Annotated in this window: 13 protein-coding genes; 8 read left to right on the plus strand and 5 right to left on the minus strand. The window is 71.3% G+C overall.

Going from position 1 to position 12,750, the window contains the following annotated elements:
- Nucleotides 1-56: 56 nt before the first annotated feature.
- Nucleotides 57-1,808, minus strand: coding sequence for a putative Ig domain-containing protein (locus tag F0L68_RS32545; RefSeq protein WP_149853706.1), 1,752 nt, complete (start codon nucleotides 1,806-1,808; stop codon nucleotides 57-59).
- A 235-nt stretch (nucleotides 1,809-2,043) separates the two neighbouring features.
- Between F0L68_RS32545 and F0L68_RS32550 the strand changes: the two genes are divergently transcribed.
- Nucleotides 2,044-3,009: a hypothetical protein gene (locus tag F0L68_RS32550; RefSeq protein WP_149853707.1), complete on the plus strand. Its 966-nt coding sequence runs from the start codon at nucleotides 2,044-2,046 to the stop codon at nucleotides 3,007-3,009.
- A 286-nt stretch (nucleotides 3,010-3,295) separates the two neighbouring features.
- On the opposite strand, the gene F0L68_RS32555 is transcribed toward F0L68_RS32550, so the two are convergent.
- Complete coding sequence (locus tag F0L68_RS32555; RefSeq protein ID WP_149853708.1) at nucleotides 3,296-3,649, minus strand: cupin domain-containing protein; 354 nt, start codon at nucleotides 3,647-3,649, stop codon at nucleotides 3,296-3,298.
- A 110-nt stretch (nucleotides 3,650-3,759) separates the two neighbouring features.
- Here F0L68_RS32555 and F0L68_RS32560 point away from each other — a divergent pair, with 110 nt between their 5' ends.
- Complete coding sequence (locus tag F0L68_RS32560) at nucleotides 3,760-5,199, plus strand: aminotransferase-like domain-containing protein (protein WP_149853709.1); 1,440 nt, start codon at nucleotides 3,760-3,762, stop codon at nucleotides 5,197-5,199.
- A gap of 91 nt (nucleotides 5,200-5,290) precedes the next feature.
- Here the strand turns inward: F0L68_RS32560 and F0L68_RS32565 are convergent, their stop codons facing one another.
- Entirely contained in the window at nucleotides 5,291-5,947 is a 657-nt protein-coding gene (locus F0L68_RS32565) for a pyridoxamine 5'-phosphate oxidase family protein (protein WP_149853710.1), read from the minus strand.
- A gap of 72 nt (nucleotides 5,948-6,019) precedes the next feature.
- Between F0L68_RS32565 and pdxR the strand changes: the two genes are divergently transcribed.
- Together pdxR and F0L68_RS32575 are read left to right on the plus strand one after the other, a co-directional pair.
- Nucleotides 6,020-7,429 (plus strand): MocR-like pyridoxine biosynthesis transcription factor PdxR, encoded by a 1,410-nt coding sequence (gene pdxR, locus F0L68_RS32570; protein WP_149853711.1) that lies wholly within the window; start codon nucleotides 6,020-6,022, stop codon nucleotides 7,427-7,429.
- Between the two features lie 11 nt (nucleotides 7,430-7,440).
- Complete coding sequence (locus F0L68_RS32575) at nucleotides 7,441-8,535, plus strand: D-alanine--D-alanine ligase family protein (RefSeq protein WP_149853712.1); 1,095 nt, start codon at nucleotides 7,441-7,443, stop codon at nucleotides 8,533-8,535.
- A gap of 56 nt (nucleotides 8,536-8,591) precedes the next feature.
- On the opposite strand, the gene F0L68_RS32580 is transcribed toward F0L68_RS32575, so the two are convergent.
- Together F0L68_RS32580 and F0L68_RS32585 are read right to left on the minus strand one after the other, a co-directional pair.
- Nucleotides 8,592-9,176, minus strand: coding sequence for a DUF3515 domain-containing protein (locus tag F0L68_RS32580; RefSeq protein WP_438672335.1), 585 nt, complete (start codon nucleotides 9,174-9,176; stop codon nucleotides 8,592-8,594).
- A gap of 19 nt (nucleotides 9,177-9,195) precedes the next feature.
- Nucleotides 9,196-9,429, minus strand: coding sequence for an Lrp/AsnC family transcriptional regulator (locus tag F0L68_RS32585; protein WP_149853713.1), 234 nt, complete (start codon nucleotides 9,427-9,429; stop codon nucleotides 9,196-9,198).
- A 97-nt stretch (nucleotides 9,430-9,526) separates the two neighbouring features.
- Here F0L68_RS32585 and F0L68_RS32590 point away from each other — a divergent pair, with 97 nt between their 5' ends.
- The 4 genes from F0L68_RS32590 to F0L68_RS32605 all read left to right on the plus strand — a co-directional run bounded on the left by F0L68_RS32590 (nucleotide 9,527) and on the right by F0L68_RS32605 (nucleotide 12,425).
- Nucleotides 9,527-10,492: a thiamine-phosphate kinase gene (locus tag F0L68_RS32590; RefSeq protein ID WP_149853714.1), complete on the plus strand. Its 966-nt coding sequence runs from the start codon at nucleotides 9,527-9,529 to the stop codon at nucleotides 10,490-10,492.
- A 55-nt stretch (nucleotides 10,493-10,547) separates the two neighbouring features.
- Nucleotides 10,548-11,021, plus strand: coding sequence for a GNAT family N-acetyltransferase (locus F0L68_RS32595; protein WP_223199333.1), 474 nt, complete (start codon nucleotides 10,548-10,550; stop codon nucleotides 11,019-11,021).
- A 72-nt stretch (nucleotides 11,022-11,093) separates the two neighbouring features.
- The gene (locus F0L68_RS32600; RefSeq protein WP_149853716.1) at nucleotides 11,094-11,615 is read left to right on the plus strand and encodes a gamma carbonic anhydrase family protein; all 522 of its coding nucleotides are present in this window, start codon (nucleotides 11,094-11,096) and stop codon (nucleotides 11,613-11,615) included.
- A gap of 57 nt (nucleotides 11,616-11,672) precedes the next feature.
- On the plus strand, nucleotides 11,673-12,425 hold the full coding sequence (locus tag F0L68_RS32605) for a Crp/Fnr family transcriptional regulator (RefSeq protein WP_149853717.1): 753 nt from the start codon (nucleotides 11,673-11,675) through the stop codon (nucleotides 12,423-12,425).
- Nucleotides 12,426-12,750 lie beyond the last annotated feature (325 nt).

Raw genomic sequence — 12,750 nt, forward strand, 5'->3', positions numbered from 1 at the left:
TTGGGAGGTTGGGAGGGTTGGTAGAGGGTGGGGCAGGGGTGGGTTGGGTGGGGTGGTTAGAAGGCCCAGGTCCACCAGGTGAAGGTGGTTGAGCCGGTCGTGCCGGCGGTGTCCTTGGCGGTGAGCGTCACCGTGTAGGTGCCGCCTGTGGTTGGGCTGCCGGTGATGGTGCCGGTGTTCGCGTCGATGGACAGGCCGGTTGGGAGGCCGGTTGCCGACCACTGGTAGGGGGCCGTGCCGCCGGTGGCGCTGTTGTCCAGCGACACCTGGTCGCCGGAGAAGTTGAGTTGGGTGCCTGGGTTGGCCACGGTCACCGGGCCGCTGTCGCCCTTGCTGATCGTCCAGTTGAAGGTCGCGCTGCCCGTCTTGCCCGCGCTGTCCTTCGCCGTGACGGTGACCTTCGATGTGCCTTCTGTGGTCGGCGTGCCGGTGATGGTGCCGGTGCTCGCGTCGATGGACAGGCCGGTCGGGAGGCTGCTTGCCGACCACTGATAGGGGGTCGTGCCGCCGGTGGCGCTGTTGTTCAGCGACACCGACTTGTTGACCGCGCTGGTCTGGTCGCCGGGGTTGGCCACCGTCACGTCGCTCGGCGGTGGGTTGCCGCCACCGGGCTTCAGCGCGCCGACGCCGTTGGGGGTGCCCAGCCCGGTCGGGCCGTCCCAGCCGGTGCCGGCCGAGCACATGGGCGCCCCGCAGCTGCCGTTGTTGCCGCCGGTCACGTCGTTGAGCTGGTCGGTGTGCGCGTACGGGTAGGACGCCGGGTTGTCGTTCGATCCGGGGGTGCCGGCCAGCGCGTACATGGCGGCGACCAGCGGCGTCGCCAGGCTGGTGCCGCCGTAGACCAGCCAGCCGCTCTTGCCGTAGCTGTCGTAGATGCCGAGGCCGGTCTGCGGGTCGGCCACCGCCGAGATGTCCGAGTTGGCCTTCTTTGCGCAGCTGGTGTGCGAGTTCTGCTGCCAGGACGGGACCGTCTCGTAGGCCGAGCAGCCGGAGCCCGCGCCGCTCCACGCCGACTCGGACCAGGGCCGCGTGCCGGAGGAGTGGTTCAGCGAGGTGCCGCCGACGGCCAGCGTGTACTTGGACGACGCCGGGTACTGGGTGCCGCCGTTGAAGCCGCTGTCGCCGGTTGCGAACGCGAGCAGCACGCCTGGCTTGTTGAAGTAGGTCTCGTCGTCGCTGGTCTGGCTCGAGCTCTCGGAACTGCTCCAGCTGTTCGAGATGAACTTCGCGCCGAGCTTGGCCGCCTCATTGACGGCCGCGTACATATTGGGATTGTTGTTGTCGTCGGATTCCACCAGCAGGATGTGACACTTGGGGCAGGCCGCCGACACCGCGTCGAGGTCGAGGCTGATCTCCGCGCCCCAGCCGGAGTCGCCGGTCGGATAGCCGGTGCCGCCGCGCTGGTCGGCCTTGCGGAAACAGCCGTTCGCGGTGCTGCATTCGGGCAGGTTGTACTGCTTGCGGTAGACGGCGAGGTCGGACTCGGCATTCGGGTCGTCGTAGGCGTCCACGATGGCAACGGTCACGCCGTCGCCCCCGGCGGGCAGCTGGTAGGCGGACTGGATGTCCGAAGGGCCGTACCCGGACGGGGCCGCGGCCGCGTGCACGCCGAGGCCGCCGTGCACATCCGTGCGCTCGAGTGCCAGGCAGCGGGCGCGTCCCGGCAGAGTGTCGCCGCAGGCGCGGACGGTCGCGGGGGTGGCCGCCGTGCCAGGAGCGGCGGCGGCGGTCGGCAGCGCGAGGGTCGCGCCCGCGCCGGCCACCAGTAGTGCGGCGCTGATGACGCGCGCCGCGGCTAATGTCCTCATACTGATCGATCTCCCTTTGTTCGCAGGGCGGGATAGTCGATCCGCGCGGCCCGTTCCTTTCTTTCTCGTCCGGACCCGGCGCGGTGAACTGGACGTTAATCCGCCCGGGCGAAATGAGGGAGAAGTGCGAGGCAAAACGTAAATAATGTGATGTCAACAGACTTTAACTTCAACTCTGTTGCCGCGCTCGTCGACCGGGTCCGACTAATGGGCCTTGCGGGCGGCGGCGTGGTGGATGACACTCCGCAAGGTGCAGGCCGCCGGGGCGTCGCTGCGTGCGCCCAACGCGCAGCAGGAGCTGGACGAGGCGCTCGCCCATGGGCCGTTCTCCCGCGCGCTGACCCTCGCGGTCGAGGCGAGCGGGCTGAGCCTGCAACGCCTGCAACACCGGCTGGCGCAGGTCGGGGTGCACGTCAGCACGACGACCCTGAGCTACTGGAAGACCGGCCGCAGCCGGCCGGAGCGCCCGGACTCGCTGCGCGGCGTGCGGGTCCTCGAGGACGTGCTCGGGTTGCCGCGCGGCGCCCTGCGCGACCTGCTCGGGCCGAGGCGGCCGCGCGGACGCTGGGTGGCGCCGGCCTCCGGCAGCGTGCGGATGGAGCAGATGTGGGACCGGCCCGGCGTGGTCGGGCCGCTCATGCAGTGGCTCCAGGCGCCGCCGATCAACCCGCTGCGCAGGCTGAGCCTGCACGAGTCGCTGCACCTCGGGCCGGACCGCACGCAGCGGCAGCTGCGGGTGCGCGAGGTGGTGCGCGCCGAGGAGGACCGGATCAGCCGGACGTTCGTGGTGTTCCGGGGTGACACACCTGGCCGGCCGCCGGCGATCTCCTCGACGCGGTACTGCCGGCTCGGGCGCGTTCGCTGCGACCAGGAACGCTCGTTCACCGTCGCCGAGCTGGCCCTTGACCGGGTGCTCGCCGAGGGCGACACCACGATCCTGGAGTACGAGGTCGACCTCGGCGACGTCGAGCCGGACAACGTCTACCACCGCGCGTTCCAGCTGCCGACACACCAGTACGTGATCGAGGTGCACTTCGCGGAGGAGGCCGTGCCCGCGCGGTGCTACTCCAGCCGCATGGACACCCCGGCCGGCCGCGAGGAGGACCTGCGGGAGGCGTGGATCAGCTCGGCGAACATCGCGCACGCCGCCCACATCGACCTGGCGCCCGGCCTCTACCGGATGCACTGGGACTGGGGCTGATCCGGCGGGCAGGTCGCCCGAGTTGTGCACAACCGGTCGCGCCATCCACAGGCGGCCGTGGTTCGGCGGCCTCGATCGGGATCGCCGATAGACTGGCCAAGGGCACGGCCCCCTGAGGTGGGCGGGGTTTCTCTACTGGGTGGGGTTCTTCCGTTGGGAGGGGCTCCGGCTCCGTTTGGCGGGGCTCCGGCTCCGTTGGGCGAGCGACCCGCTGTTCCCCGCATGAAGAAAGGGCGGCGCTGCCCGCTGCGTAGCCGCGTCGGCAGGGCATCGTCGGCCGCGTGCGTCAGCTCCCGTACTGCTTGGTGTCCGGGTGCTCGATGAGCAGGACGTGGGCGGTTCCCTCGGCAACTGGGCGGTGCTGCATCCCTCTGGGGACGACGAACAGTTCGCCGGCCTTCAGCACCACCGGGTCCCGTTCCTCCAGCTGGATCTCAAAGCTGCCGTCCCAGCACAAGAACAGCTCGTCCTCGTCGTGGTAGTGCCAGGGGAACTCGCCTTCCAGCCGTGCGAGGCGCACGACGGTCGTGTCATTCACCATCGCCAGGTTGTGCTGCTGGAAGGCCCCGGGGAGTGCGGCAATGGCCTCGGGCACCGATACCGCGGCAAGAGGCCGCAGGTCCTCATGTCGTGTGGTCATGCCACGAATCCTCGATGTCATCGTGGCCAGGTGACAGAGCCAACATGCCACAATTGGTCCTCCGAACGAACCACTCGCCTTGGCCGCGTCCGGCTCGAAAGAACTCGCTCATGTCGATTGCCCCAGCCGAGCTGACTGACCGCCTTGGCCGGTGGTCGGCCGGACGTGGACCGCTGTACCTCCTTCTCGCCGCGCAGCTGCGGCGCCTCATCGACGAGGGTGAGCTGCCGCCCGGCACTGCACTGCCACCTGATCGGGCCTTCGCGTCCGCGCTCGCGGTAGGGCGCGGGACCGTCGTGGCCGCGTATGAACAGCTGCGCGTGGAATGCCGGATCATTCGGCGTCAGGGAAGCGGTACCCGCGTGGCTGGGCCGTCACGTCCTGAGCCTCGGCCGACCACAGGCTCGCCGGTTTTCCTCCACCTGCTGGAACCCCAGGACGATGACGTGATTCTCCTGGCGTGCGCCGCACCCGCCTCGCCTCCGCCGATCCTGCTGTCGGCTTACGAGCGGGCGTTGTCCCAGCTGGCCACGATCACGAGCGACATCGGGTACCACCCATCGGGCCTCTGGCAACTGCGCCGTGCTGTCGCCGACCACTACACGCACCGTGGGCTACCGACCGATCCTGATCAGGTCCTCATCACCAACGGCGGACAGCAGGCTCTCTCCCTGCTGGCCCGCGCCTTCGTCGAGCCCGGCGGCACGGTAGTCGTCGAGGCACCCACCTATCCCGGCGCGCTGGAGGCGTTCCGCGAACAGACCGCGTCCTTGCAGACGCTTCCGGTCGGCTTGGACGGCTTCGAATCGGCGGCCCGTGCTGCTCGCGGCCCGGACCTCGCCTACCTCGTGTCCACCCACCACAACCCAACCGGCGCGGTACTGCCGTCGCTGCTGCGCCGACGGCTCGCAGTGGCCGCCGCCCATGCCGACGTGCTGCTCATCGACGATGAAGTCCTCGCCCACCTGGCCTTTCCCGGGCAGCGAATACCCCCTCCTGTCGCCGCGTTCGGCGCAACGGTCGTCTCAGTGGGCTCGCTCAGCAAGAGCGTCTGGGGTGGGCTCCGCATCGGCTGGATACGAGCCGCACGGCGCGTCATCGACCGCCTCGCCAGGCTTCGAGCGGTTCACGATCTCGGCGGGAACCTCCCAGCACAACTCGCCGCTGCCTACCTGTTACCCCGCCTGGAAGGCCTGTGTCAGGACATCGCGGCAGACCGCCAGACCCGCCATGACCACCTGCGTGCCGAACTGGCACGACGGCTGCCGCAATGGCAGGCCCCACCCGTCACCGGGGGTCAGACCCTGTGGGTGCGGCTCCCGCACGGCGACGGGGACTCCTTCTCGCAGACGGCCCTCCGCCACGGCGTCGCCGTGCTGCCCGGCAGCGGACTGGATGCCTCAGGGGGTAGCAAGGAATTCATCCGAATCCACTTCCTTGCTACCCCGGACACGCTGAGCGAAGCGGTACACCGCTTGACCACCGCCTGGCACGCCTACGGAGATGGTCACGACGGAGGCGCCCCAGCACCCCGGTCGATGGCGATATGACACGGCCGCGCACCCCAGCCAAGGACTGCTGCGCAGTCACGTACCTTCGCGCGCCCCGCGCAACAAAGGCGTGCCCATGCCCGAGATCGTCCTACCAGCCGCGGTTGGTGACGTGCTCCGGCACGGCGATGTCCTCGGGCAGCAGCGGGCAGGGTTCCGGGGCGCCCCACTGGCTGCGCACGGGCAGCACGCCTGCCCAGGCGGTCCCTGCGGCGACGTCCTCGTCGTCGTCCGCAGGCGGGCCGCTGCGGATCTTGACCGACGCCTCGGTCAGGTCGAGGGCGAGCAGCGTGGTGGCGGCCAGTTCGCGGGCGTTGGGCTCCCTGGCGTGGTCCCACGAGCCCGGCGCGAGGTGTTCGGTCAGCACCCGGAGGCCGTGCAGCTTGGCTGCGGGCTCGGTCACCGGCACGGCGACGCCGTGGATCACCGCGGAGCGGTAGTTGACGCTGAAGTTGAACACGGCCCGCGCGTAGACGATGCCGTCCAGCAGGGTCACGGCGACGCACACGTCCGTGCCGGCCGCGGCGCGCATGGTGTGCGCTCCGCTCGATCCGTGCAGGTAGAGCGTGTCGCCGTCGCGGCCGTACCCAGTGGGCAGCACCAGCGGCGCGCCGTCGGCGACGACGGACAGGTGGCAGATCAGCCCGGCGTCGAGCACCGCGTCGAGCGCGGCGCGGTCGGTGACAGCGTGCTTCTTACCCCGTTGAATGGTGCTGCGTGGGGTCGGCGACAGGCTCGGGCGGGTCATGTGGCCAGTGTGGTCCGTAAAGTGGCATCCTAGAAAGGTCCATTTTTAAGGAAAGACGGAAGGCCACTTTCCGTGCCAGAGAACGCCCTCCCCACGGCCCTGCCGGTCAGCCTCGACCGCGAGTCCACGGCCCCGCTCGCGGTGCAGCTCGCCGACGCCCTGCGCGCCGCCGCCGCGGCCGGGCAGCTGCGCAGCGGCGACCGCCTGCCGTCGACCAGGGCGCTGGCCACCCGCCTCGGCGTCAGCCGCACCGTCACCGCCGCCGCCTACGAGCAGCTACACGCCGAGGGCTGGATCGCGGGCCGGCACGGCTCCGGCACCTACGTCACCACCACGCCGCCCGGCGCGGTGCGCGCCAAGCCCCGGCGGCCGGCCAGCGCGCCGGCTGAGACCGAGGTGGTCGACCTCGCCCCCGGCGGGCCGTGGGCTGGCGGCCTCGACCGGGCGGCCTGGCGGCGGGCCTGGCGCGCGGCGGCCGACGCCGTCCCGCTGTTCCGGCCCCAGCGCGCCGGCCTGCCCGAGTACCGCGCGGTCGTCGTCGAGCACCTGCTGCGGCACCGGGGCCTCGCCGTGGAGGGCGGGCTGCGTGAGGACGTCGTGCTGGCCACCGGCGGCACCACGGCCGCCGTCGCGGAGCTGGCCGTCGCGGTGCTCAGTCCCGGGGACACCGTCGCCGTTGAGGAGCCCGGCTACCAGCGGGCCGTCGAGGCGATGCGCGCCGCTGGCCTGCGCGTGCTGCCGGCCCCGGTCGACCACGAGGGCCTGCTGGTGGAGGCCGTGCCGAGGGGCGTGCGTGCGGTCTACTGCTCGCCGGCGCACCAGTACCCGCTCGGCGGGCGCATGTCGGCCGGCAGGCGGGTCGCCCTGGTCGAGCGCGCGAGGCGGGACGGCTGGCTGGTCATCGAGGACGACTACGACGGCGAGCTGCGCTACGACGTCGCGCCGCTGCCGCTGCTCGCCGCGCTGGCCCCGGACGTCGTGGTGCACCTCGGCACCACCAGCAAGATCCTCACCCCGACGCTCGGCGCGGGCTGGATGGTCGCGCCGCCGCCGGTCGCCGCCGCCGTCCTCGCGCACCGCGAGCGGACCGGCACCGGGCCGGCCGCCGCGGGCCAGCGGGTGCTCGTCGAGCTGGCCAGGCACGGCGACCTCGGCCGGCACCTGCGCAAGCTGCGCAGGGAGCTGGCCGAGCGGCGCGCCCTGCTGGTGGACGCTCTCGCCGCCGCCGGCATCCCGGTGGTCGGCGACGATGCTGGCGCGCACATCGTGGTGGCGCTGCCGTCGGACCAGGCCGAGCAGGACCTGTTGCGCGCGGCCAAGGAGCGCGGCCTGCGGCTGGACGGCCTCGGCCGGCACCACGCCGGCCGGCCGAGGACGCACGGTGTGGCGATCGGCTACGGCGCGTGTTCCCGCGCGCAGCTCGCCGGTGTGCTGCCGGATTTGGTCGAACTGCTCGGTCGGGCGAAGTCCACGCCCGGGTAGGGTCGCTTCCCATGACTCAGCGCAAGACCCGGGTGGCGGTCGTCTTCGGCGGGCGCAGCACCGAGCACGGCGTCTCCTGTCTCTCCGCTGGCAGCGTGCTCGAGCACCTGGACCGGGAGCGGTTCGAGGTCGTGCCGGTCGGCATCACCCGCGACGGCGCGTGGGTGCTCGGCTCCGCCGACCGCACGGAGCTGGAGACCCACGAGCGTCGGCTGCCCTCGGTCACCGAGGGCGCCGCGCTGGTGCTCGCCGGCGACCCGACCAGCGGCGGCCTCGTCGCGCTCGAACGTGGTCGGGAGGGCGAGCTGCTCAGCGCCGTCGACGTGGTGTTCCCGGTACTGCACGGCGCTTTCGGCGAGGACGGCACCATCCAGGGCCTGCTCGAGCTCGCCGAGATCCCCTACGCCGGCCCCGGCGTGCTGGCCAGCGCGGTCGCCATGGACAAGGAGTACGCCAAGAAGCTGCTCGCCGCCGAGGGCCTGCCGGTCGGCAGCTACGCGGTGCTGCGGCGCGACCAGGACACCCTGGCGCAGGCCGACCGCGACCGCCTCAGCCTGCCGGTCTTCGTGAAGCCGGCGCGGGCGGGCTCGTCCGTCGGCATCACCAAGGTCACCGACTGGGCCGACCTGGACGCGGCGATCGCGTTCGCCAGGGAGACCGACCCCAAGGTGATCATCGAGACCGGCGTGTCCGGCCGCGAGATCGAGTGCGGCGTGCTGGAGTTCCCCGACGGCCGCGTCGAGGCGTCGCTGCCCGCCGAGGTGCGCATCGTCAGCGAGAGCACCGACTGGTACGACTTCGACGCCAAGTACCTCGACGACGTCTGCGAGTTCGACATCCCGGCCAAGCTGGACGACGCCGTGTCCGAGCGGCTGCGGGCCATGGCGGTCACCGCGTTCCGCGCGCTGGACTGCCAGGGGCTGGCCAGGGTCGACTTCTTCGTCGACGACCGGGGCGAGCTGATCATCAACGAGGTCAACACGATGCCCGGCTTCACGGCGATCTCCATGTACCCCAAGATGTGGGCCGTCACGGGCGTGGACTACCCCACGCTCCTGACCACCCTCATCGACACCGCGATCGCCCGAGGCACCGGCCTCCGCTGACGGATGTCACGAAGGGACCCGTCAGGACGTTGGGTGTCCTGACGGGTCCCTTCATGTCACTGCTTTGCCGGGAGTGTGGCGGCGATGGTGGTGGAGATGTCCTGCAACGGTCCCGTTCCCGCGTCGGCTGGCACGGTCAGCGCCACGTACACGGGTCGGTCAAGGACGTACCAGGTCGCCGCGCCGTCGCCGTCCACCTCGAGCCACTTCACGCCGTTGATCTCGCGCAGGTTCGAGGTCTGGGTCAGCTCGCTCGGCTTGTCCAGGCCGCAGCGCAGCACGACGGGATCGTGGCTCGCGTCGCCCCACGCCGTCGCGCCGACGGGTGCTGGCGCGGCCAGCTCGCGCCGGGTCAGCGTCGCGCCGCCGGACACCAGCTTGGCCGGCAGCGCGCCGGCCAGCTTCACGCAGTCCTGCGAGCCTGCCGAGGGTGCGGGCACCGGCACCAGGGGCAGCGGTCCTGAGCGGTCGGCGGCAGGCGAGCTGCTCGCGGCCGCCGAGGAGTCGCCCCGGCCGCCCGTGCCGAGGAACAAGCCCGCCGCCGCGACGGCGACGGCGAGCAGCACGGGCAGTCCGATCACCACGACGAGCAACGGACGGGACAGCGGGGTGGACCTCTCGGTCAGCTCGTCGTCGGGCACCCCGCTATGACAACACGGCCTACAGGTGGACCACCGGACAGGTCAGCGTTCGAGTGATGCCCTCCACATTCTGGATGCGGGCGACCACAAGCTGGCCGAGCTCGTCAACACTGTCCGCAGCGGCACGGACGATGACGTCGTACGGGCCGGTGACGTCCTCCGCCGTGGTGACCCCGGGAATCCCGGAGATCTCTGACGCGACGGCGGCTGCCTTCCCGACCTCGGTCTGGATGAGGATGTATGCGTGCACCACGGCGTGCCCCTTCGTCTCGACGGGTTAGGTCGGGGTAGGAACGTGAGCAGCAACGTACCCCAGTCGGGGGTCCGAATGCTCAGGATGGGAGGCAGTCTTGCGTCCGGACGCGCCGCAGAACGCGGACACCGTCGCCGGAGTGGGTGAGTTCGGTCTCATCCGTCGAGTGACGCAGGGCAGGATCCAGCCGCCCAGCACGTTGCTCGGTCCCGGCGACGACGCCGCAGTCGTGGCCGCGCCGGACGGGCGGGTCGTGGCCACCACCGACGTCCTCGTCGAGGGCGTCCACTTCAGGCTGGACTGGTCGACTCCCGAGCAGGTCGGACGCAAGGCGGTGGCCGTCAACATGGCCGACATCGCCGCGATGGGCGCGACGCCGACGGCGTTACTCGTCGGCCTCGGCTGCCCGGCCGACACTCCCGCGACACTGGTGGACGAGCTGTCCGCCGGTATGTGGCAGGAGGCCGCCGTGGCCGGGGCCGGGGTGGTCGGCGGTGACATGGTCACCTGCGAGACCCTGGTGATCTCGATCACCGCGCTCGGCAGTCTCAACGGCGCCGCTCCGGTCACCAGGGCGGGCGCCCAGGTCGGCGACGTCGTCGCGGTATGCGGCCGGCTGGGTTGGGCCGCCGCGGGGCTCGCCGTGCTCGGCAGGGGCTTCCGGTCGCCGGTCGCGGTGGTCGGCGCGCAGCGGGTGCCGGAGCCGCCGTACGCGGCGGGGCCGCAGGCCGCGGCGGCGGGCGCGACCGCGATGGTGGACGTCTCCGACGGGCTGCTCGCCGATCTCGGCCACATCGCCGTGGCCTCGGGCATCGGCATCGACCTGCGCACCGATCTGCTCGAGGTGCACCCCCGGCTCCAGGACGTGGCCTCCGCGCTCGGCGCGGACCCCCGGCACTGGGTGCTCACCGGCGGCGAGGACCACGCGCTCGCCGCGACCTTCCCCGACCCGCGCGGCGTGCCGGAGGGCTGGCGGACCATCGGCACGGTCCGGCACGGCTCCGGTGTCACCGTCGACGGCATCGCCTATGAGAAGCCGGCGGGCTGGGAGCACTGGCGCTAGTGCGTTGGGATCAGGGTCTGGTCGTTGTCCCGGCGAAACACCTACTGTGACGGCCGTGGAGCTGAGGACGACCGCCTACGACCATCCCGACGCGGCGAAGCTGATCGCCGAGGTCCAGCAGGAGTACGTGCGCCGCTACGGCGACCAGGACGTCACTCCGGTCGACCCGGCGGAGTTCGCCTCGCCGAACGGCCTGTTCCTGGTCGGCTACCTCGACGACGAGCCGGTCTGCTGCGGCGGCTGGCGCGCGCACGACGGCCCGCTCCCGGACTTCCAGGTCGGCGACGCCGAGTGGAAGCGGATGTACGTGGTGCCCGCGGCGCGCGGCAGGGGCCTGGCCAGGGCGGTGCTCGCCGAGCTGGAGCGGACCGCGCTGGCCGCGGGCAGGCGGCGGGCCGTGTTGGAGACCGGCACGGAACAGCCGGAGGCCCTCGCGCTGTACGCCTCGTCCGGGTACGCGCGGATTCCGAGCTTCGGGCACTACAAGGACCACCCGGAGAGCCGCTGCTTCGCGAAACTCCTGGAGTAACCGGTCCGGCCGGGTGTCGTTGCGTCCCATGGGCTACAACTGGTGGCCCGATGGGCCGGCCGAGGAGGACACGTGGCGATCTACGCGCTCGGGGAGTACACGCCCGTCATTCACCCGGACGCCTACGTGCACCCCGACGCCACGGTCATCGGCGACGTGCGGATCCACGCGCACGCCTCGGTGTGGCCGCAGGCCGTGCTGCGCGGGGACTACGGGCGGATCGAGATCGGGGCGCGGACCAGCGTGCAGGACGGCACGGTGATCCACTGCATCGAGGTGCACCCGGTGCTGGTCGGCGCGGAGTGCGTGATCGGCCACAACGTGCACATCGAGGGCGCGACCATCGCCGACAAGTGCCTGATCGCCTCGGGTTCGGTGGTGCTCAACGGCGCCGTGGTCGAGACGGGCGCGATCGTCGGCGCCGGCGCGGTGGTGTCCTTCGAGGGGCATGTGCCCGAGCGGCGGATGGCGCTAGGCGTGCCGGCGAAGATCCGCGAGGGCTATGTCGTGCCCGAGGGCGCGTGGCAGTTCGCGGTGGACAAGTACGTGCGCAACATCGCCACGTACCGGGAGAAGCTGCGCCGCCTCGACTAGGTCTCAGTACTAATCTGGAGGCGATGACGACGTCTCGGACCTGCGCGGAAGGGCATCGTGGGCGCTCATGTTGACTCGCCGGACGAGCTGACCGGGGTCGAGGCCTCGGCGGCTCCGGTGTCCGGCGAGGCCGACGCCTGGCCCGCAGGCAGCCTGCTCGGGCGGCTCTCCGACAGCGTGCGGTCCGCGTTGCTCATGCAGGGGCGGGTCAGCTCGTTTCCCGCCGGGACAACCCTCGTTCGGGAAGGCGAGACGTCGACTCACGTGTTGGTCCTGATGACCGGCATGGTGAAGGTGACCGCCACGACGGAGGGTGGTCACACGACCCTGCTCGCCATCCGGGTCGCCGGTGACATCATCGGCGAGCTGGCGCCCATCGACAGCGCACCGAGGAGCGCCAGCGTCGTCGCGGCCGTGCCGACCAGGGCGGTGATCATCACGGGCGAGGCCTTCCTCGGCTTCCTCGCCGGGCATCCCGTGGCGAGCCTGGAGATGATGCGAGCCCTCTCCGCCAAGCTGCGGTCGGCCACGAGCGCGCGGGTGGCGGCCGGCAGCTACACGGTGGTCGCGCGCCTGGCGCAGGTGCTGCGGGAGCTGAGCATGTCCTACGGGGAGAAGCGGGACGGCCTGCTGGGTATCGGCGTGCCGCTGTCGCAGGCCGACCTGGCCGCCCTGGTCGGCGCGTCCGACGCGGCGATTCACAAGGCGCTGCGCGTACTTCGGGAGTGCGGCGCCATCGACACCGGCTACCGGCGGATCGTCGTGCGCGACGAGGTGGCGTTGAACGCCATGGCGGAGCAGACGGGCTGACCGCGCGCGCCTCGGGCAGAGGCCGGCGCGTCTGGGTGAGGTAGGCCTGCGGGCTACCACCCCCACAGGCCTGCCTCGATACTGGCAACCAGGCTCGGCAAAGACGCGAGGCGTCAGCAGTAGGAGGCTAGCCTGGCCGGTCGTCAGGGAACCTTGTAAAAGTATGAGATCTGCACAATTGCGGCGAGCGAGGGTTATACCCGTCTCGTAGCCCACACACCTTGTAGAAGTGGCTCTTTTTCGAGGTTCTTTCGCCGGATGCCTAGGCACGCCACCCGCCCGGGATTACGCTGGCGCCACCTCGATCAGCGTGGATCCGCTCCAC

Source organism: Solihabitans fulvus, from assembly GCF_008386585.1.
Lineage (GTDB): Bacteria > Actinomycetota > Actinomycetes > Mycobacteriales > Pseudonocardiaceae > Solihabitans > Solihabitans fulvus.

Excerpts from the sequence above, each read along its gene's own strand:
- F0L68_RS32575 (WP_149853712.1), top strand. The coding sequence starts at position 7,441 with ATGACTCAGCGCAAGACCCGGGTGGCGGTCGTCTTCGGCGGGCGCAGC.
- F0L68_RS32545 (WP_149853706.1), bottom strand. The coding sequence starts at position 1,808 with ATGAGGACATTAGCCGCGGCGCGCGTCATCAGCGCCGCACTACTGGTG.
- F0L68_RS32565 (WP_149853710.1), bottom strand. The coding sequence starts at position 5,947 with ATGACCCGCCCGAGCCTGTCGCCGACCCCACGCAGCACCATTCAACGG.
- F0L68_RS32550 (WP_149853707.1), top strand. The coding sequence starts at position 2,044 with ATGACACTCCGCAAGGTGCAGGCCGCCGGGGCGTCGCTGCGTGCGCCC.
- F0L68_RS32555 (WP_149853708.1), bottom strand. The coding sequence starts at position 3,649 with ATGACCACACGACATGAGGACCTGCGGCCTCTTGCCGCGGTATCGGTG.
- F0L68_RS32560 (WP_149853709.1), top strand. The coding sequence starts at position 3,760 with ATGTCGATTGCCCCAGCCGAGCTGACTGACCGCCTTGGCCGGTGGTCG.